The organism is Candidatus Villigracilis saccharophilus (genome assembly GCF_016711665.1).
Genome location: NZ_JADJSO010000082.1, coordinates 119,481 through 139,431, shown reverse-complemented (window position 1 = coordinate 139,431; position 19,951 = coordinate 119,481). Strand labels below are relative to the sequence as shown.

Genomic DNA, 19,951 nt, shown 5'->3' with positions numbered 1-19,951 from the left:
ATGAAACCGCCTGAGCAGCATCGAAACCGAACGTCCCATCCTCGCGCAAGCCGTGCGAAGGGAGTAGCTGCGCCCCTGTCTTTCGGGCTGGGGCAAGACCCCGAAGCTACATTTCCTACCCGGCGTCCGCATGAAAACATTGGTCAGATAGTCCTAGGGCAAGAGTGGGATTGCCGCGTGGGATGGTGTGATATCCGCTTCCCTTCACGATCGCATTAAAAATGGGAGCTTGACCGGGAGGATCGAACTGCGTATTGAAGGTCACAGGGTGGAACTGGGGTATGTGGTGAATAAGTCATTTCAAGGCAGGGGTTATATGACCGAAACTGTCAGAGCCATTATCGATTGGGCTTTTCAACAACCAAATGTTTACAGGGTTTTTGCCACAACCGGCGTTGACAATATCGCATCACAGCGCGTGATGGAAAAAGCAGGCATGCAGCGCGAGGGATTGCTGCGAAAGTATATTATTCATCCGAATATCAGCGATGAACCGCGGGATAGTTATATTTATGCAATTGTGAAATGACCCCCTCCGCCCGCACACCTGCACGGCAACGAACGCAGTGAGGCGCAGCCAGGAGTCCCAATTCTACCAAATTGAATAGCAACAACTATGTTTTCGCGGGGGGGGGGGTGGGTCTTATAATACGGGGCGTTCAAATTCGAAATCGGAAAATATGTCTCTCATCACTGTAAGTTCACTCGCAAAATCATACGGCCCCACTGATATTTTCAGCGGGGTATCCTTCTCCGTGGTCAAAGGCGCGCGCATGGCCATTGTCGGGCCAAACGGGATCGGCAAGACCACGCTCATGCGCATCCTCGTCGGCACTGACGAACCCACCTCGGGAGCAGTATCCCGCACACGCGGAGTCCGAATCGGGTATCTGTCGCAGGAAGCAGATTTTCAAATGACAGGAACGATCTGGACGGCTTGCGAATCCGTCTTCGATCATTTCAAAGCAGAACAGGAAGAGTTGCATCGCCTTGAAGGCTTGATGTCTGACCCTGCGCAAGCGGAAGAAGTGATGGAACGCTATGGTAAGCTGCAAGAAGAATTCGAGCGAGGCGGCGGCTATACCTACACTACAAAAATTCGCCAGGTGTTGACAGGGCTGGGATTCAGCGAAGAAGATTATCAACTTGACCTTGATCATCTTTCGGGCGGACAGCGCACGCGCGGATTTCTCGCGCGCCTCCTGCTCGAAGACCCCGACCTGCTCCTGCTCGATGAGCCGACCAATCACCTGGACATCGCCGCCGTCGAATGGCTTGAAGGATATTTGAGTCAATGGGAAGGCGCGGCCATCATCATTTCGCATGACCGTTTCTTTTTGGATAAAGCCAGTAACGTAATTTTGGAAATGTTTCCCGGCGCAACCGAAACCTATCGCGGCAATTACAGCGCTTATTTAAAACAACGCGCCGAACGCATGGCGCGTCGTCAGGAAGTGTTCGACAGCGAAAAGGAAAAGCTGCAAAAGGAAATGGAATACATCCGCAAAAACGTGGCGGGGCAAAATGTGTTGCAGGCCAAAGGCAAACTCAAGCGCCTCTCGCGCATCATTCAAGCCATCGAACAGATCGGCATGGAAGCCGCGCTCAAACAAAAAATGGAGCGAGACCGCCGGCGAAATTTCCGTCACCACTTCCATTCTCAGCGTCGAGGAAGCGGGACGCCGCATCAACGCCCTGCAGTCGCCAGTGCGCCAGCTGCCCAATTTGCATCTGCGCCTCGCACAAGCCGCACGCTCGGGCGACATGGTCATCCGCACGGAAAATCTCAAAGTGGGATTCTCCTGACAAGTTTTTATTCTCATCTCCAAACATAGATTTGAGGCGCGGCGACTGTGCCGCCTTGATCGGACCGAACGGCGCAGGTAAATCAACTTTCCTGAAGACGATCCTCGGTCAGATCCCGCCGTTGGCTGGTGAGGTTACCCTGGGAGAGAGTCTGCACATTGGGTATTTCGCGCAAGCTCACGAAAGCCTCGACCCGAAAAAGAGCGTGATCGATGAGATCATCGGCGCGACGAACTGGCTGCCGCAAAAGGCGCGCGAATATCTCGGAAAATATTTATTCTCTGGCGACGACGCTTTCAAGATGGTATCCATGCTTTCCGGCGGCGAGCGCGGACGTCTCGCTCTGGCCAAGCTCGCCTTGCAGGATACAAATTTATTACTGCTCGATGAACCCACCAACCACTTGGATATCCCCTCGCAGGAAATCCTTGAAGCTGTGCTGGACGATTATCAAGGCACGATCCTGCTGGTCACGCATGACCGTTATCTTGTGGATGCCATCGCGACCCAAATCTGGGAAATTGACACGGACGAATCACATCTTGTCATCTTCAAGGGCATCTATTCTCAATTAAGGGAAGAGCGCGAAAAGGATCTGGCTCGCCGGGCTACGCTTCAAGTCGAGCGTGAAGCGCCTGTTGTGACAGACACCCGCAAAGCCAAGCCGGCAAGTTCCAAGGAAGAAAGAAAAAAGAACGCGCAAAAGCAGGAACTTGAGAACAAGATATCCAAACTTGAAACAGAACTTGGCGAGATTAGCGATAAGTTGGCAAACCCGCCCAGAGATGCCGCCGAAGTTATCAGGCTGGCAAAGGATTATGATCGAGTTCAAAAAGAGATGGATGTGAAATTGGCAGAGTGGGAAGCTTTGCAGTAACCAAAGAAGGCATAGTGGAGTCTCCATGGATTTGATATTTATACTTATGGAAGCTGATAAATTACGCGCAAAAGACCAGCACGAGAAAGCGCGTGAATTGCTGGTACGGCTTGCTTTAGAATTCCCAATGAACCCGGTTGTCCAATATAAAACAGTTTGTGTGTATGATTACATTGGGCAGGAGAAGGAAGCCATCCCATATTATCTTGCTGCCATTGAAAATGACCTTCCAGAGCCTGATCTGCGCAGCGCGTATCTGGGGCTGGGCAGTACCTATCGTACATTGGGACAATATGCCGAATCAAAAAAGATCCTGCAAGCCGGACTGAGTCAATTCCCTGACGCAAATGAAATGAAAGTATTTCTCGCGATGACACTTTACAATCTGGGCGAACATCACGAGGCCGTTAGCTCATTGATCAAGATCGTTGCAGAAACAACCTCAGATGAGAAAATAATAGATTATGAACGCGCCATTCTTTTTTATGCGGATGACCTGAATAAAAATGGGATTAAATAAAAAAGCGAGATCTTCTCTGGCTTTTTTTATCGAATCACTTCTCATTAATGTCATTGATGGATATTTCATCATCCAGCGGTTCGAGATGGGTATGAACGATCGTGTCACTTAATTGACCGCGCACATCGCTTTCAAAATCCTCGGCAATGTGATGCGCATCATGCACGCTCCAATCACCGGGCACAAGCATATGCACAGAGACAAATCGTCTGGCCGCAGACTGTCGTGTGCGGATGGCGTGAAACTGCACGCCGCGCTCCTGATATCTGGCGATCACATCTTCCACAAGCTTTTGTTCTTCCGCAGGAAGTGAGGCATCCATAAATCCTGCGACGGAACGTTTCAAAAGTTTAATCCCCGTCCAAATGATATTAAGCGCCACCAGAATGGCGAGGATCGGGTCGAGAATATACCATTTTGTGACCGCCACAACTCCGATACCGCCGATCACCACCACAGAAGTCCACACATCGGTCATCAGGTGATGTCCGTCCGCTTCGAGCGTAATGGAGTTACGTTTTTTTCCAGTGGAGATCAAGATCCGTGACACAGTCAGGTTGACCAGTGATGCCAGCATGGACACCACCAAACCGATACCAAGCTGCTCCAGTTCCCTGGGTGCCAGCAGTCTTTCAACGGCGGTCCAAATAATCCCGCCGGCCGCGATCAAGATCAGCACACCTTCCGCGCTGCTGGCGAAATATTCCGCCTTGCTATGTCCGTACATGTGACTGTCATCCGGCGGCAATGCGGCAATGATCAACATGCTCAGCGCGATCACCGCGCCGACCAAATTGACGATGGCTTCCAAAGCATCTGACAACAAGCCGACAGAGCCTGTCAATAGATAGGCGATAGTTTTTAGAACAATGGTGATCAACGCGGCGCTGATGGAGAGCCACGCGTAACGGGTTAGCGCTAGATCTTTATTATTACTATGAGTATGGGTAGCAGACATGGTTTCCTCAACTTTTTAATGAGGCAGCCTGTCGTAATTTAATTGGACCGCTTTGGGGATTTGGCGCGGCTACGACTTTGAGATTCTGGCGCCGAAGGTGAAATCATACCTGCAACCATGAATTTTTATAATGGATGAATGTCACGAAATCATTTTTCTATGATGTTTGGATTATTGATAAAATAGCCCATCTCTACCTATCGGAGGCGCGGGTGAAGAAAATACTTTCCATCAGCGTGGGGTCATCATCACGAAACCACACCACACGTCACACTTTTCTTGGGCAGGAATGTGAAATTTCAAGACAGGGCACAAATGGAGACTTCAACAGAGCCATTCAGCGCTACCGTGACATGGACGGCAAAGTGGATGCCTTTGGCGCAGGCGGAGTTGAGTTCTATCTGGGAGTCGAAGATCAGCGCTATTATTTTCGCGATGTCAGGCGCATCCGTAATGCGATTAAGATCAGCAAGGTCGGGGATGGAAATGGCGTAAAAGGTATATTGGAAAAACGCGCCTTTGAATATCTTGAAAAGTATTTGAATGAAAAGGAAGGTAAATCCCTGAAAGGACTGCCCGCATTGATCACAACCGTTGTCGAAAGATATAGCATGGGCAATGCCATGGTCGATGCGGGGCTGGATGTCACCTTTGGGGATTTCATGTTCGCGCTCGGACTGCCTTTTGCAATTAGAACGATCAGTGCGGCCCGTCTATTGGCGGGCGTGTTATTGCCTGTCGTGACACAACTGCCGTTCGCGTGGCTCTATCCGCTGGGGTCAGAACAGGACAAACCCCCGCAGCCCAAATGGACAAAATACTATCAGCGCTCGCAAGTCATCGCAGGCGACTTTTTACAGATACGCCAGTACATGCCCGATGACCTGACCGGGAAGATTGTTGTGACGAATACAACTACAGCCCAAAATGTGGAAGAACTGCAAAAACGCAATCTGCATATTCTGGTCACGGTCACGCCGCGACTGGCAGGACGCAGTTTTGGTACCAACGTAATGGAGGCAACCCTTCTGGCTCTGATGGATAAACCGCAATCTGAAGTAACCAATGTTGATTTCATGGATCTTATCGATCGGATCCCCATGGAGCCGAATATAGAAGTGCTTAATTGATATCACTTTGTTTGAATTAAATAAATCGGCTTCGCTTGGAAATGATAGAATAAGATTTACAGATGACTGATTATGAGAAAATTCACTGCGTATATTTCTGTTGGCGGTATCGTTCGCTTTTTCGGACCTTATGGTTTTTTGTAAAGATGAACATTGTTTGAAAATGGAAGATTAAATTAACGAGGTAAAAATGGAAAGAAAACGACTCTTTATTATTCTAGGCACCCTGTTGGTATCACTGTTGATCATTGTCCTTGTTGTTCGAGGAAGATTAAATAAAACCAATTCACTTGTGCCAGATATTACTTTGTGCGGACAGAACTTAGGTGAGCTTTGTATTATTACATTTGTGGCGACCGATCCTGGTCTAATGGCGATCAATTTCCAGTTGACAGGTGATGATTATCCCCTTTTCTACGTGAAAGGGCTGAATCGAGGGATTTCCTATGATTATTCCTGTTACCCGTCGGAAGCAGCCCCATTGAGTGTGTATTGCACAGGACCGCGTACACCGCTGGGGGAATCCATTGAGCTTGAAGTTTATGATGTTGAAAATAATACCCTGCTCGCTCGCGGAAAAGTTGTTGTCGCGGCATTTATAGTTTGGACTCCAGCCGGCGTCCCGGCATTGACCGACATTACTGCGACACCTGCAACTGCCATTATTGCAACGCCGCTAATTGGTGCTACAACATTTCCCAGTTCTACACAGACCGCTGTTACAACAACACCCATAACGGCATATCCCAATCCATGATTTGCATTTGTGAATGCTGATTTATTTGCCAACAGCTTAAGTGTTATTGACCAGAATTGGAAGGTGATCCTTGCAATTCTGGCCTTTGTAATTTGGGGAATGGCGCTGGTTTTTACGGTTCTAAAAAAACTGACAGATCAATACTTTACCGATATGGAATTGATCACTCTGGCAATGGGCGGTTGGCCTGTGCCGGCGTTGTTATTTTCTGTTGTTATCCTTTTATTTCGAGCGTTCGTTCCAAATCCGATTTTTGTCATCATAGCGGCAATGCTTTTGCTTGTGCCTGCCGGCTTTGCCTTTCATGCGGTCTGGAAAGATGTTTCATTCAAATCTATTTTCATTCTATTACTGTTTTTCGTTTTTGTTTTTATTCGGATTGGATTTGTGGCCAATATTACCCTGCCTTCCTATTTTGACTCGGCCGAACACTTTCGCATTATCAATTATTTCCTGAAAATACAATCACCTTCCAAGTTCATGTGGCCGACCACGTCTTATTACCATGTGGGCTATCATGTTATTGTTGCCGCATTTGTATCCATAACGCGCGCGAATATCGGACAGGCGATGCTGTTGTTTGGACAGATTGTTCTGGCGGCGATACCCTTTCCCCTTTATTTTCTTGTGCATCGCGCTGTCAACTCGCGTGTGGCGGCATTCCTCGCGGTTATGCTGGCTGCTTTTGGGTGGTTTATGCCACCACGCAGTTAATTGGGGCAAATACCCGGCGTTATTAAGCTTGTTATTAGTTCAATTTACACTCGGAATAGCCGTTGTTAAAAATCGATGGTTGCTTGCCTTGAGCTTGTTCGCATCAATTCTAATCCACAGCCGTTCGATTATTTTGCTTGGAGTCTTTGGCGCGGCGTGGGTATTATCTTATCAATTGCGGGGTAACCGAAAACTGCTTCTCATGATAGGCATGGCCGTGCTGCTGGGTACGGCTGTTGTGTTGATGGATAAGAATAAAACATTTGGACCTGTCTTTGAGCCGTACCGCATCTGGATCACGCTTCTGGTCATGCTTCTCTCTGTTTCTGCTGCCCGGTCGTTTTCCCGCCTGATATCTTTCTCGATCCTTGCCCTGTTTGGGATGCTTGCAATGTCATTGATCCCTATCGCAAATGCATACACCTTGTTGGACAGGCCGCTTGTGGAAATGATCCTGTTTTTACCGCTGGCATTCCTTGGCGGAGTGGGGGCTTCACGCCTGCCAAAGGCTGCCATGCTTTTATTCGCTGTGATCATTATCTTTAATGCATTCACCCGCTACAACTTCTCCCCATCAGATTGTTGTCAACTGGTTGCACGGGATGACAGCATCGCTTTGGATTGGATGGATCGGCAGCTGCCCGCTGATGCGCGTATCGTCATCGCCGGCGCGGACCTGAACATTGATTCATTCAGCGCGCCCATGCAGGGCACAGGCACAGATGCAGGAATTTGGATCATGCCATTAAGCGGACGCGTAGTTACAAGCCTGCCATATTTCACAGATTTCGGATCACAGGAAATTTATCAATCCCTTTGCCAGCGGCAAGTGACGCATATCTACGTCGGTTCGAGACCGCAAAGTTTTCAAACGGATTTTTTTCAGGCAAGATCTGCGTGGTATGAAGTGATCTTTCATCTGCCGGGCACGCAGATCGTAAGGGTGCTTGGTTGCGGTGTTGAATAAAAACATCCCATGCGCCTTGTTGTGCATGGGATGTTTTTATGCTTATCAGCCCGCTTGATCAGGGGAAGTAAAAATCCACAGCCAGCGGGGAGTGATCCGAAGCCGTCCTTAAAGTATTCTTTGTGACGAGGGGTTCCTTATTCGGACTGGGAAGTTTATAAACTTGAAACGCAAGCATTGGCTGAGTCGTCCATATATGGTCAACCCTGCTGACGTCGGTGAAAAATGACCAGCCAGCTGCTTCGAGCAAAGGCGGGCACGCCACTTGATTTAAGGGATAACCCAATTCAATACCAGGAGGAGGCATGGTCATGTCGCCCAATAAAATGGCCGCACTTTCCGCAAAAGGCTGAATAACCTTGACCAGGTTTTCAACATTTTGACAGCCAACCTCATCAAAGTTAGGATTGATCTGTGTGGCAAACACCTGGACAGAGCCTCCATCTGGAGTAGCAACTTCTGCGCGGATAAGACAATTCTGCACATCCGCATAAGTTTCTGAGTCCTTTATTTCAAGTTTTGAAAAAAGTATCACATCATACGTATTGCCGTTCTTATCCAGCGTTGGGGAAGCAGACTGGCATGAAATATACTCCATGCCAAGATCATTGGCAGCTTGATTGGCAATTGCGAAATCATTCAACTGCCAGCCGTTCGCTTCCTGGATCGCAAGAACATCCGGGTTGTAGGCTTGTAGAATGGACGTAATCAAGGGCAGCTTTTCCAATCCACCGCCTTCGATGTTGTAGGTCATAAAACGAACCGCGCCTTCATGGATTTGAAGAGCAGATGCGGTTGCAGTAAGAAAATCTGCGGCGGGGATGGTCGCGGTCACGTAAGGCGTCGTGGTTGGGATAAATCTTGTGGGGGTATCCTCGATGATCCTTGCTCCTTCGGGGATCTTGTTGGAGGTCCCGCAGGCTTGCATGATGATCAATGTTAGTGGGATGAACAACCCTAATACGATCCGTTTTCTGATCTGCCCCTCTGTTTTTATTTTATTTGAACTCATACTTTTTTTCTCCTCATTTCCTCTGTATGCTATTTACGCAGCGGTCTGCGCCCTTTGGGATGGCCTATTATAAAAGATTACAGCTGTTTGCAAAGTTTTTTGGATTCATATTCCTTCCAGCCAGATCTTTATAAAAAGCGGCTGGATTTAGGAAATACAGATACTCACTTGCTGTTTACCTCATAAGATCATGCATAATATCATATGGATCTATTTGAGGGGGGCATATCGCCTTCATCGGCTTGATCCATTTTTAGCGGCTTGTCTTGATTGATCAGTTTGATCAAATAAAGGGATTGTCAATTTTTGCCACACCCGCTATAATGGCAATCCTTCGGGCGGGTAGCTCAGTTGGTTAGAGCACTGCGTTGACATCGCAGAGGTCGTAGGTTCGAGCCCTATTCCGCCCACAAGGTCAGTACGTAGTGACCAGTAATAATAGAAACGCAATGACCAAGATGAGTAAGTGAAGTTGTTCTGACAGAGAGAAGGTGCGATTGTTGAGAGCGTCTTCCAGAAACGATCACTGAAAACCACTTGAGAGCGTGAGGCAGAAAGCTTATAGCGATTATGCGGAACGGTTGGCTCCGTTATCAGCCTAAGAGATGAGTTGCAAGACTCAAATCGGGTGGAACTGCGTGAATGAAATTCTCGCCCCGTTATTGGGTGAGAATTTTTTGTTTGTTGGTGGAGTCGAAAATTGATAGATTTTCGATGTCAACGTCGGAATGCGTTGGAGTTCAAAAAAGGAGTAGAAAATGGCACTACAAACAGAACGTTACGAAGATACACAATTGTATAAGATCCGCCACTCTGCGGCGCATGTAATGGCGCAAGCTGTTCTGGAGATCTTCCCGGATGGAAAAGTGACCATCGGCCCGCCTGTGGAAAATGGCTTTTATTATGATTTTGATCTGCCGCGCAATCTCACTCCTGAAGATCTCGAGCAGATTGAAAAACGCATGCGGCAGATCGTGCAGGTCAAGCATGAATTCAAGAAGACCGTCATTTCCGCGGAGGAGGCGAAAAAGATTTTTGCTGACCAGCCTTACAAGTTGGAATTGATCGAAGGCCTTGAGAAAGGCGGCAAGGATGAATACGGTAATCCGCTGGATGGGCCGCCTGATATTTCCATCTATCAGCAGGATACATTCACAGACCTGTGCCGCGGTCCGCATGTACAAAGCACAAAAGAGATTCGGCAGGACGCGTTTAAATTAATGACGATCGCGGGCGCGTATTGGCGCGGCGATGAAAACAACAAGATGCTTCAGCGTATTTATGGCACAGCCTGGGAAACCAAGGAACAGTTGAAGGATTATCTGAATCAACTGGAAGAAGCCAAGAAGCGCGATCATCGCAAACTTGGCAAGGAACTTGAGATATTCATCTTCGATGATGAGGTCGGTCCCGGCTTGCCGCTCTGGCTGCCCAACGGAGGCGTGATGATCGAGGAACTCGAAAAACTCGCCAAGGATATGGAAGATAAGGCTGGCTATTTGCGCGTCAAAACGCCGATTCTCACAAAGGAAGATCTCTTTGTACGTTCAGGTCACCTGCCTTATTATGCCGAGAGCATGTACCCGCCGATGGAAATCGAAGGCGTAAAGTATTACGTCAAGCCAATGAACTGCCCGATGCACCACAAAATTTTTGGTTCGAAGGGACGTTCTTACCGTGACCTGCCTGTGCGCCTCGCTGAATATGGTACGTGCTATCGTTATGAAAAATCAGGTGAGTTATTTGGTTTAATGCGCGTGCGCTCGATGCAGATGAACGATGCTCACATCTACTGCTCGGAGGAACAATTCGAACAGGAGTTCATGGGTGTGGTAGCGCTATATCGTAAGTATTTTGAACTGTTCGGGATCGAGAAGTACGTGATGCGCCTGTCCCTGCACAGCAAGGCGGGACTGGGCAAAAAATATGTGGACAACGAGCGCCTATGGCTCAAGACGGAAGAGATGGTGCGCCGCGCGATGGATAACGGCGGCGTGCCGTACGTGGAACGCGAAGACGAAGCTGCATTCTACGGTCCAAAAATTGATGTACAAGTTTGGTCAGCCATTGGGCGCGAATTTTCGCTGATGACGAATCAAGTGGACTTTGCAGTACCAGAACGCTTTGATTTGAAATTCACGAACAAGGAAGGCGCGGATGAAATTCCACTGTGCATTCATCGTGCGCCGCTCTCCACACATGAACGAATGGTTGGTTTCCTGCTCGAGCATTATGCAGGCAATTTCCCGGTCTGGCTCTCGCCTGAACAGGTGCGAGTCATCTCGATCACGGATGCGCAGAATGAATATGCAGAAAGCATCGCGAAGCAATTACGCGAAAGCGGAATCCGTGCCCACGCAGACCTATCTTCACAGCGCATGAATGCCAAGATCCGTCAGGCACAGTTGATGAAGGTGCCGTATATGATCGTGGTCGGTGATAACGAAATGCAGGCTGGACAAGTCTCACTCCGTGTGCGCGACGGAAGTCAGCAGAATAATATTTCATTGGCTGAGTTTACAGATCGCGCGAAAGATAAGGTCACGAGACGCGCAAGCGAGTTGTAAAGCCTGACCATGGGCGGTGGACGATAGACCGTAAAAGGGCAGGTGGAGGATTTTCCTCCGCCTGTTTTATTTTTCTCTTTACTGAATCCACCCGTAGATCGATTCCACAGTTAGCGGAATTGGATGGATGCGGCAGTCGTTCACATTAACCAGCATTAGTTCAGTGGGACGGTCAGGGAGGTCGGTGGAGCGCATGACGATGATCAGCCAGTTGCCATCCGGCGACCAGAACGGTGCGGCGACGATCCAATTTCCCATTTGCGCGAACAGCCTGCGGTCCGAGCCGTCAAGATTGGAAATGTAAATGGCATCCGAAAGGTTTTCGCGCGCATGATATGCGATGCGGTTGCCATCGGGGGAGATGGCGAAATCTTCATAGGCGCGGTGATTGGGGATCACAAAAAAATCTGTAACCGCGCCGCTGGCGATTTCCACTTTTCGCAGGGAGATGCCGCCCTCTCCGCGTACCCCATAGATCAAGCCGGTTCCATCGGAAGTCCAATCCACCAATTGCTCATCGCCATTTTCGTTGATGACACGCGTTCGGTTGCTGCCATCCGGGTTGATGGTGTATAGGTTGAGGTCGCTACCGCTGATGAAGGCGATCTTCGTCCCATCCGGTGACCAGACCGGGACATTGTCATCGGTGGTGGTATTGGGAATGTGAATTTGTCCACCGCTCGCGGAGTCGAAGAGATTCAATCCTTCACCCCACGCAAAGGCGACATACCTTCCATCCGGTGAAAGCGAGGGGTAAATTCCCTGCGTGATGAATAGTTTATCTTTGCCATCGAGGCTGGTCATGAAACTGCCGTAATTGTCGTAATTGAGATAATCAGCGCTTAGCGGGCCGTAGACGAGCAGTTTTTTTGCAAGCTCGGCGGGAGCGGGCTGATAGTTGTCCAATGCCGCTTGCCACGAATCCCGCGTCAGGCAGGTTTGATCAGCCGCCATTGCTGTGGGAGTTTCCTCAATGGGCAGATTCTCCACGCCCCATTGAATCTGCCAGTCCCCGGAAATCGCCACCACCGGGTTCGAAACCTGCACAATCAATTTACCCGAAGGGACTTCGCCCTCGAACCTGACGACCGAAATAAAATGTCCGGGGTCGCCCAGGCCAGACCCGACAGGTAAGGAATTTCCGATGGCAAGGCTGACGCCGTGGAACATAGCGGCACTCTCGAAATCAAAACTGTATCCATCGGCGGTGCGGATTGCCTTGAGGGCGCGTACCGGGAACCCGGCCAACTCGATGTCTTGATTCAGATCCCAGGCCTGCCCTTCCTGCGGATTCGCTCCCGCGTCGAACTCGAAGCTGGCGCTTGATTCTGAATATTGTACAGCCACTGCGCGGACGGTCATGGTCAACGGGTAGACGTGTTGTTTATTGATGATTTCAAAGGCCCACGGGAAGGAACCCGCTGGTGGTCTCTCGACCGGAGATTCGAGTTGACTGGTGGCGAAGTCGTACAAAACTTCCTGACCGTTGGCATCGGTGAAAACTGGATAGGTCGAGAAATCCATGGCAGATGCACCCTGCGGCAGGCCGTTGGAATTGAACGAGCCAATGAGGATGAAGCCGCGGTCTGTCTCAACAATCTTTTCGATCATTAGCGGACTCTCACCCATAGCTGGTTCTTGCGAAGGCGTGATCTCAATAACCGGAACGATGGCCATCTCTGGTGGTGCGGGGATGAAGCGCAGAGGCACTTCCCATTGCTCGGGAAGTGTGCCCGGCAGAGAGCCCTCGATGCACGGGATGATGAGCACGGCGTCTTTCACCTGCGCATCGAGCGGAGCGAACGTGTATGTGGATCTGTAGCCGCTGCCCCTGCCGCCTGAATCATATCCAAGATGATCCTGTATTGTGCCGTCGGACAGTTTCAATTGAGTGCGATCAGCAGGATTCGAGCCGCAGCCGGGCGCGGCCACATCGCGCGAAAGTTTTTCCTGCGGAATATTTTCAACGGTGTAAATGACAACCGTCTTGCCCGAGGTCAACACCACATCACCGACTGTGATCGTGATTCCAGCGCGGGTTTGCGAGACCGGTTCAGCCAGCACACGGATCGGTGTGCTTTGATCTATGATGCCAATGCCTGGGATGTATCCGAGCGAACGTCCGATGGCGTAGGCCACGCCGCTCAACGCAAGCAAAATAAGTAAAGCAATTAATACCGCCACCAATGGGCGTGCACGAAGAATTGTCATCGGAGATTTCCTTTCGAGTTGTGCCGCAATACGCGGCATAAGATTGGTATTCTCCGGGACGCTGCGGCGAGCGATATTTTCAAGCGCGTCTTTCATGCGATTGTCATTCATCTCTCGCTCCTTCGATGCGCGGCATCGAGCAGTCCGCGCAAGCGTTCACGCGCCGCGTTCAGCATCCACTTGACCGTGCCGACCGCCGAGCCTGCCTCTTCCGCCATTTCCTTTTCGCTCATTTCAAGAAAATATCGTTGCACGATCACCGCTCTTTGGCGCGGCGATAATTTCTGCATGGCATCCCAGATCTGATCCTGGACTTCGATGGACTCAACCAGCTCCTCAACCGACTCGACTCTCTCGGCCAGTTCCGCCAAAAGAGATTCGTCCGCATCCTCTCCCATCTCGACCTGCCGCGCTGACCTTTGCATCATCTTCACAGAAGCATTGACCACGCTGCGCATGAACCACGGCTCGAACGGACGTGTTGAATCAAATCCGCGTATGGCGTGAAATGCGCGGATGAAAGAATCCTGCACTATGTCCTCAGCCAACCCCACGTCGCGCGTGATCAGATAGGCCGTGCGCACGGCCTTCACCTGATGGCGCGCGGCTAGAAATTCCAATCCGCTGATATCGCCGTTCTTGAGTCGTTGAATCGCCTGATGATCATCCATCTTCTATAAGATATATCCGATGATACTTGAAAAGGTTGGGGTCATTTAAACAAAAAAAGTGAAAACTCATTTTCAGTTTCCACTTTTTGCTTTATTTCCGCAGATTTTTTTCAAAATCAGATAAATCGACGGGGGCCGTCATGTCGAGGTTGAGCGGCGTGACCGCAACCATTTTCTTTTCACGCAGGATGTAGGCATCGGTATCTTGCGGTTCCTTTTCAATGCATTCACTGTGTTTGTATGAAATCGGACCGGGTTCATCCCACGAAGTCCGCACAGCGGGGACGGGATCATAGTAACGGCTGCGCGAAAGCCTGCCCACCTGCCACCCAGTGTGCGGCGTGGCGTGACTCGGAACTTCCACTTTTAGCAGATCCACCTCAGGCGGGAATTTCTTTTCCAATAATAATTTCGCAAAATAGGCGGTGAAATATCCGGCAGTTAAAAAATCGATATCTTCCGAATGGGACAGGTGATATTGTGTTTCGGTTTGAAGTGAAACAGCCAGGGCAAGAATTCCCATGGAAGCGGCTTCCATCGCGGCTCCCACTGTCCCTGAGATGGTGATGCCCATGCCGACATTTTCACCGTAATTGATGCCTGATACGACCAGGTCGGGGCTGTGCGGGATGATCTCCAATACGCCATGCAGGACCGCCTGGGCTGGGGAACCACCGACCGCATACACATCCCATTGCTGACCGTTGACCTGCACCTGCTCTTTGCGGATGGTCCCATCTGACGTGCTGGGCAGACTGCGCCCCATGCCCGTGGATTGCTCACGCGGCGCGGCGACCGTGACATAGCCGATCTTTGAGAGTTCACTGGCCGCGGCCCATAAACCGGGCGAGCGGATGCCGTCATCGTTTGTTAATAAGATATGGGGTCTATTTTTGTTCATGGTATTCCTTGGAAACAAAAAGAAGCAGATCTGATCCGCTTCTCATTGGTGGTGCTCCCGGCAGGACTCGAACCTGCGACCTATTGCTCCGCAAGCAAGCGCTCTAATCCACTGAGCTACGAGAGCATTATTTATTGCGGGTGGTATTTTACTGTACTATTATAGGAGGGTCAAGCGCAAATCCCGCAATTTGAAGTGGCGAATCGGCCAACGAAAGATTTTGTCGGCCGGTTCGTTTTTATGTTGATCTATACATTACAAAAGAGTTCGGAAAAGCATATTCGCCATATAATTCGGGTATAAAATAACTATTGGCTAATTTCAAAGGCGGATCATTATGGATGACTTGCTCCAACTGGGTATCACAGCATATAAAGCCGGGAAACGGGAAGAAGCGCGCAGGATCTTTATTGCTGCCGTTAAGAAAACCCCTGACAGTGAACGCGCCTGGGGATGGATGTATCAGACCTCCGGGAATGATAAGGAACGCATGTATTGCCTGAAACAAATGCTGCGTATCAATCCGCGAAATGAAAAGACAAGCCTATTGCTCAATCAGCTGATTGAGCAGCCACCTGCGCCTGCAGTGCCATCCCCCGGACCTGTAATAGAACCGCCTCCAATCCATACGGAGCCCCCCCGGGCCGCTACCAGAAAATGCCCGCATTGCGGCGAGGAGATACGGCTTGAAGCGCCAAGATGTAGTTATTGCGGCAGGGAGGTTAATGTACGAAAAGCGGTCTCGCCCCCAAAAACAAAAACAAAGAAGAAGAACTTGATCCTCCCGGTAATAAGCATCATTATTGTGGTCGGTGCTTGCGTAGTTATTTACAGCCTGCTTATCAATGTTGGGAAAGATCTTATAGTACAGCCAACCCCGACAAGAAATCCGCAAGAGAGTGCATGGTATGCCTGTACATTATTTGTGCAAAAGCAAATGAAGGTGGCTGTCATTGACGCGCAAAGATACAACCCAAACGGAGTCATGTTTCTGGACAACGGGGACTACAGGGTGGATGTCTCCTACGCAAAACTCAACACCACTTATACATGCATCCTTCTTGACCACGCAGGAGGGAATTGGGAATTGAAAAGTCTTGGAGCAACGAAGAAGTAAGTTAAAAAGATTTTATCGGTTATAAGCAAAGAGCCTGTTTTCACATTGAAAAACGCTGATATTAGACGGCGCAAAAAGAAAAATCCGGGTGTTTTGCCATCATGGTCCCGGTTTAGCGAAAACCATGTACAGGAATTATTCCCGTACATGGTTTATATACCCTAAATTGACTTTAATTTTTCTGCTTTCGTCTCAGGAAGTATGCTGCGCCTGAGATGGCGAGTATTAAACCGACAATCGCAGCTGCCATAAACCCTGAATCGAATTTGGCCACGGTTTCTACCGGGCGTGTCTGTGGGATCGCGAATACAGATACTGTGCGGGCGGGGATGTTGAATGCGCCGTTAGTAAAAAATGCAGTTTGTGCAATTGCATCCGCTGAGTTTTGTTGGATGGAATGCAGCGCATACACCTTGCCTTTGATGGAAGCATCGCTGAATGTTACTGCATCCGGACTGGCATTGAACAGCACAACGATCTCTTCAATATTCGTATCCAGATTGTCGACATCATTCAATCGCATTACGATCAATCCGGGTGTTTGCCCGGTACCGCTATTAAGGAATGAAATAGATTTCTTTATTTGATCTGCGGTTTGAAGACGAAAGAGCGGCGAAGCCTTGCGGATGCTGAGGTATTCGCGGAAAACCGCCGATGCTGATTCTATGTCAGCTTTTGCCGGGGCAAGATTCGGGTCGGCAAGAAGCGGCCTGTAAATATCCCATTGACCTGTACCCTGGATGGGAAGTCCCACGCCCCAGTTGTTCGATGTGTAAGTCCAATCCAATTTGTTGTACCAATCACCAGAGTCGTAGGAGTTGGAGTCAAGCGATTTCGAGCGCAAGATGTCATCGCCCGCGTGGAAGAAGGGCACGCCCTGACTGAACATGACAACGCTGAGCGCCAGATTATTCATTCGGATGCGATCAGCGAGATTTTCTTCGGCGGGCGCTTTGACTTGAATGGCGTCGAAAAGGGTCTGGTTATCGTGAGCCGAGGCGTAGACGATATTCTCCTGTGGATCGGCTGTGTAGCCTGCGGGAATTTTTCCGTAAAGCACCAAATTTCCCGGCACAACATTGTCATTGGCGCGAGTGATCTCATAGTCAGCGAGATTGCCGGCCAGTCCGAGGCGGATCCAATCATTGTATGTGTTGAGCTTATCGAGTTGAGCTTCGGGTGTTCGTTTTTCGTTGTCATTGACATTGAAGTAAAGACTGGTTGCAAAGCCTTGTAAGCGCGGATCGTCGAACGGATTTCCGCCGCGCACCGCGTCGCGTAAGCGGTCATTGAACACGCCGATCCCTGTCCCGGCGATATTGAGTTGGGTGGCGTTTTGGCCGTGCGCATTATTGGCGACCTCGCCAAAATCCCAGCCTTCACCATAAATGTAAATCGACCCGCCGTCCACACCGTCTTTTTCAACGGTCAAGGAATCAAGCGCTGCCCGCACAGCTTGCATATCGGCCAGCATGTGATGCCCCATCAGGTCAAAGCGGAATCCATCCACTTTGTATTTGGTTGCCCATGTGATAACCGAATCGATCATCAACCTGCGCATCATGGCATGTTCGGTGGCGGTATTCTCGCAGCAGGTGGATTTCTCAACCTTACCTTCGCTGTTGAGGCGGTGATAGTATCCGGGCACAACACGGTCCAGCACGGAGTTATCCGCTTGACCGCTGGCGTTGGTGTGATTGTAGACAACATCCATCACAACCCGCAGTCCGTTTTGATTTAAGGCTTGCACCATCTCACGGAATTCAACGATGCGGGTTGTGCCATTTGAGTCAGTGGCGTAACTGCCTTCGGGTGTTGTGTAATGCAAAGGATCGTAGCCCCAGTTGAATCCGTCCGCGCCGGTGATCATGCTGACGGCTTTGGATTGCTCATCTGAATCGGGTGGATACGCGGCAAGCTGGATTTCATCCACATTCCTCCATGTGGATTTGTCTTCATTGACACTGGCAATATCGAAGGCGGGCAAAAGATGAATATGAGTCAGACCTGCTTTTGCCAATCCTGTCAGGTGTTTCATTCCGTTTGAGTCTGCGACAGTAAAGGCTTTATAGGTTCCGCGCAACTCTTCAGGGACGGTTTGGTCGCTGATGCTAAAGTCACGGATATGCAACTCATACAGGACAATATCCTCTGGCGCCGCGAGAGCGGGTTTTTCGAGCGTGTCCCAGCCTTGCGGTTTTAGTTCGGCATCCTGCAAATCCACGATCTGGCTGCGTTTACTGTTCATGGAGAGGCTGATCGAATATGGATCGGTGACCAGATTCATTTCGATCTTTCCCGTGGAAGGCACATAGATTTCAACTTCAAATAAATAGAATTTGCCCTTCCAGCTTTCGTCGCCGCGAATGCTCCAGACACCGCTGGCAGGGTCATATTGCATGGGCAGTGTCCGCCCGGATTTCGCGACAGCTTCATCGTAAAGATACAACACAACCGATTGCGCGGTCGGCGCCCACAGCCGCAAAGTTGGCGTGGATGATTCAAAGGTCACGCCCAATGGACCTTCATATTGATATATGTCATCCAATACGCCGGGGGTCTGCACACCGCTGACATCCACCACTTTGCCGTTCGTGTCACGGACGAGCACTGCGAGTTGTCCCTTTAGCATTTCAGGTTCTTTGGCCCAATCAGCTTGATCGATCATTAGGGCTGTGTACGCGCCGAGGTGCGGGAACTGATTGATGATCTCAGCCTTCGCCCCGCTCTTGCTATAAGTGAGGGGAATTTCGATGCCGTTCGTGATCCCATCTGCGCTGAGTTCCAGCGCAGCGTCTGGCGAATAAAACAGAGAATAGGTATATTTCGGTGAGCCGACCACATTCCATAAAATGGTGTCTCTGCTTACCCAATGTGCGCGCAATTTGGAGAGACTGCCCTTCGGCGCGCCTGCGGTGCTGATCACGGCTTCTTTTTTCAGGCTGTCGTATCCAAAATAAATTTCATCGCCATCTTTCTTAACAGTAAATTGCTGCGTCTCGCCGATCTTTTTGGTCGGGTCTTCATTCAAAGCAAATGTCGCGGAGTACGTCCCGGCTTTGAGCGCACTGGTGGCAAATCCCATTGCTCCGCTGCCTGTTGGGTCTTCGAGCCATGAACGCAGACAGCCGGCGTCATCATTGTTTGCGCATCCCAATTGCTGTTGGAAGTCACCGATCACCACTACAATGGCTGTGTTGATACTATCGGTGATCCAATGGGTCTTGTGATCGTAGTAGAACTTAACCAGTGTTGGCTCAGTGACGACCAGAGGGAGATCCGCACCGCCGGCCGAAGCGTTAAGCCCATAATTTTCACCCCAGCCGCCGTTAAGCGCCGCCTTATAGCGCGGACCTTTTTTGTCGGCATCGTTGGCAGGTTGAATCTCATACGTTCCCTGCCAAACATCATCTTCGAGATCAAAACTCAATTGGGTGTTGGCGCAATCAGGCTGCCATTCGCCGGAACATCCCAATTCATCCTGATGTGTGCCGGGGATGTTGACCGAATCAGGATTAGGCGTGGATTGTGCCTGAACAGCCGAAGCAAATGCAGATGAGAAAGAAGCGGTCAGGATCACGCAAGCCATAAAAATGTGCTGAATATTTTTTCGCATTGAACTCTCCAGGAAATAATAAAATAATTTTACTCCATTGAGCAAATACCTTAACGCGAACAAAATAAGAATCGCCAATTCCTGAATATAAGATAAAATGAATTCAGCTTACTCAGTCTTTGCCGAC

At 49.8% G+C, this 19,951-nt stretch carries 16 protein-coding genes, 2 tRNA genes and 1 other annotated feature; of the genes, 11 read left to right on the top strand and 7 right to left on the bottom strand.

Annotated elements, in window-relative coordinates; translation table 11 throughout:
- Nucleotides 1–187: 187 nt before the first annotated feature.
- The 4 genes from IPL17_RS26320 to IPL17_RS26305 all read left to right on the top strand — a co-directional run bounded on the left by IPL17_RS26320 (nt 188) and on the right by IPL17_RS26305 (nt 3,203).
- A complete protein-coding gene (locus IPL17_RS26320) occupies nt 188–529 on the top strand; it encodes a GNAT family protein (protein ID WP_345310060.1) in 342 nt (113 codons plus the stop codon).
- A 151-nt stretch (nt 530–680) separates the two neighbouring features.
- Nucleotides 681–1,835 (top strand): ATP-binding cassette domain-containing protein, encoded by a 1,155-nt coding sequence (locus IPL17_RS26315; protein ID WP_345310059.1) that lies wholly within the window; start codon nt 681–683, stop codon nt 1,833–1,835.
- 26 nt (nt 1,836–1,861) lie between these two features.
- Nucleotides 1,862–2,683, top strand: coding sequence for an ATP-binding cassette domain-containing protein (locus IPL17_RS26310; protein ID WP_345310058.1), 822 nt, complete (start codon nt 1,862–1,864; stop codon nt 2,681–2,683).
- A gap of 25 nt (nt 2,684–2,708) precedes the next feature.
- Nucleotides 2,709–3,203: a tetratricopeptide repeat protein gene (locus IPL17_RS26305; protein WP_345310057.1), complete on the top strand. Its 495-nt coding sequence runs from the start codon at nt 2,709–2,711 to the stop codon at nt 3,201–3,203.
- A gap of 34 nt (nt 3,204–3,237) precedes the next feature.
- Here IPL17_RS26305 and IPL17_RS26300 read toward each other — a convergent pair whose 3' ends face one another.
- Nucleotides 3,238–4,161: a cation diffusion facilitator family transporter gene (locus tag IPL17_RS26300; RefSeq protein WP_345310056.1), complete on the bottom strand. Its 924-nt coding sequence runs from the start codon at nt 4,159–4,161 to the stop codon at nt 3,238–3,240.
- Between the two features lie 212 nt (nt 4,162–4,373).
- Between IPL17_RS26300 and IPL17_RS26295 the strand changes: the two genes are divergently transcribed.
- The 4 genes from IPL17_RS26295 (at nt 4,374) to IPL17_RS26280 (ending at nt 7,729) form a co-directional block, all read left to right on the top strand.
- Nucleotides 4,374–5,291, top strand: a complete 918-nt coding sequence (locus tag IPL17_RS26295) for a quinate 5-dehydrogenase (RefSeq protein ID WP_345310055.1) — start codon at nt 4,374–4,376, stop codon at nt 5,289–5,291.
- A 190-nt stretch (nt 5,292–5,481) separates the two neighbouring features.
- Nucleotides 5,482–6,048, top strand: a complete 567-nt coding sequence (locus IPL17_RS26290; RefSeq protein ID WP_345310054.1) for a hypothetical protein — start codon at nt 5,482–5,484, stop codon at nt 6,046–6,048.
- A gap of 9 nt (nt 6,049–6,057) precedes the next feature.
- Nucleotides 6,058–6,762: a hypothetical protein gene (locus IPL17_RS26285; protein WP_345310053.1), complete on the top strand. Its 705-nt coding sequence runs from the start codon at nt 6,058–6,060 to the stop codon at nt 6,760–6,762.
- A 28-nt stretch (nt 6,763–6,790) separates the two neighbouring features.
- Complete coding sequence (locus IPL17_RS26280) at nt 6,791–7,729, top strand: hypothetical protein (protein ID WP_345310052.1); 939 nt, start codon at nt 6,791–6,793, stop codon at nt 7,727–7,729.
- Between the two features lie 58 nt (nt 7,730–7,787).
- Here the strand turns inward: IPL17_RS26280 and IPL17_RS26275 are convergent, their stop codons facing one another.
- The gene (locus tag IPL17_RS26275) at nt 7,788–8,741 is read right to left on the bottom strand and encodes an endonuclease/exonuclease/phosphatase family protein (RefSeq protein WP_345310051.1); all 954 of its coding nucleotides are present in this window, start codon (nt 8,739–8,741) and stop codon (nt 7,788–7,790) included.
- A 336-nt stretch (nt 8,742–9,077) separates the two neighbouring features.
- On the opposite strand from IPL17_RS26275, the gene IPL17_RS26270 reads away from it, so the two are divergent.
- Both IPL17_RS26270 and thrS read left to right on the top strand, forming a co-directional pair.
- Nucleotides 9,078–9,151: transfer RNA gene (locus IPL17_RS26270), tRNA-Val, on the top strand.
- Between the two features lie 30 nt (nt 9,152–9,181).
- Nucleotides 9,182–9,403 (top strand) — a binding site (T-box leader).
- A gap of 96 nt (nt 9,404–9,499) precedes the next feature.
- On the top strand, nt 9,500–11,308 hold the full coding sequence (thrS, locus tag IPL17_RS26265; protein WP_345310050.1) for a threonine--tRNA ligase: 1,809 nt from the start codon (nt 9,500–9,502) through the stop codon (nt 11,306–11,308).
- A 78-nt stretch (nt 11,309–11,386) separates the two neighbouring features.
- Here the strand turns inward: thrS and IPL17_RS26260 are convergent, their stop codons facing one another.
- The 4 genes from IPL17_RS26260 to IPL17_RS26245 all read right to left on the bottom strand — a co-directional run bounded on the left by IPL17_RS26260 (nt 11,387) and on the right by IPL17_RS26245 (nt 15,217).
- Complete coding sequence (locus IPL17_RS26260) at nt 11,387–13,630, bottom strand: hypothetical protein (protein ID WP_345310049.1); 2,244 nt, start codon at nt 13,628–13,630, stop codon at nt 11,387–11,389.
- On the bottom strand, nt 13,627–14,190 hold the full coding sequence (locus IPL17_RS26255; RefSeq protein ID WP_345310048.1) for an RNA polymerase sigma factor: 564 nt from the start codon (nt 14,188–14,190) through the stop codon (nt 13,627–13,629). Before IPL17_RS26255 ends, IPL17_RS26260 begins: the two co-directional genes overlap by 4 nt.
- Nucleotides 14,191–14,281: 91 nt before the next feature.
- Nucleotides 14,282–15,091, bottom strand: coding sequence for a 5'/3'-nucleotidase SurE (gene surE / locus IPL17_RS26250; protein ID WP_345310047.1), 810 nt, complete (start codon nt 15,089–15,091; stop codon nt 14,282–14,284).
- 49 nt (nt 15,092–15,140) lie between these two features.
- A tRNA-Arg gene (locus IPL17_RS26245) sits at nt 15,141–15,217 on the bottom strand.
- 211 nt (nt 15,218–15,428) lie between these two features.
- On the opposite strand from IPL17_RS26245, the gene IPL17_RS26240 reads away from it, so the two are divergent.
- Nucleotides 15,429–16,208 carry a zinc ribbon domain-containing protein gene (locus IPL17_RS26240; protein WP_345310046.1) on the top strand — a complete coding sequence of 260 codons (780 nt, stop codon included), beginning with the start codon at nt 15,429–15,431 and terminating at the stop codon, nt 16,206–16,208.
- 172 nt (nt 16,209–16,380) lie between these two features.
- Here IPL17_RS26240 and pulA read toward each other — a convergent pair whose 3' ends face one another.
- Nucleotides 16,381–19,824 carry a pullulanase-type alpha-1,6-glucosidase gene (gene pulA, locus IPL17_RS26235; RefSeq protein WP_345310045.1) on the bottom strand — a complete coding sequence of 1,148 codons (3,444 nt, stop codon included), beginning with the start codon at nt 19,822–19,824 and terminating at the stop codon, nt 16,381–16,383.
- Nucleotides 19,825–19,951: the final 127 nt, after the last annotated feature.

Bases quoted from the DNA above. Each gene is read 5' to 3' on its own strand.
- IPL17_RS26315 (WP_345310059.1), top strand. From the start codon at position 681: ATGTCTCTCATCACTGTAAGTTCACTCGCAAAATCATACGGCCCCACT.
- IPL17_RS26305 (WP_345310057.1), top strand. From the start codon at position 2,709: ATGGATTTGATATTTATACTTATGGAAGCTGATAAATTACGCGCAAAA.
- IPL17_RS26300 (WP_345310056.1), bottom strand. From the start codon at position 4,161: ATGTCTGCTACCCATACTCATAGTAATAATAAAGATCTAGCGCTAACC.
- IPL17_RS26290 (WP_345310054.1), top strand. From the start codon at position 5,482: ATGGAAAGAAAACGACTCTTTATTATTCTAGGCACCCTGTTGGTATCA.
- IPL17_RS26275 (WP_345310051.1), bottom strand. From the start codon at position 8,741: ATGAGTTCAAATAAAATAAAAACAGAGGGGCAGATCAGAAAACGGATC.
- thrS (WP_345310050.1), top strand. From the start codon at position 9,500: ATGGCACTACAAACAGAACGTTACGAAGATACACAATTGTATAAGATC.
- IPL17_RS26260 (WP_345310049.1), bottom strand. From the start codon at position 13,630: ATGAATGACAATCGCATGAAAGACGCGCTTGAAAATATCGCTCGCCGC.
- IPL17_RS26255 (WP_345310048.1), bottom strand. From the start codon at position 14,190: ATGGATGATCATCAGGCGATTCAACGACTCAAGAACGGCGATATCAGC.
- surE (WP_345310047.1), bottom strand. From the start codon at position 15,091: ATGAACAAAAATAGACCCCATATCTTATTAACAAACGATGACGGCATC.
- IPL17_RS26240 (WP_345310046.1), top strand. From the start codon at position 15,429: ATGGATGACTTGCTCCAACTGGGTATCACAGCATATAAAGCCGGGAAA.
- pulA (WP_345310045.1), bottom strand. From the start codon at position 19,824: ATGCGAAAAAATATTCAGCACATTTTTATGGCTTGCGTGATCCTGACC.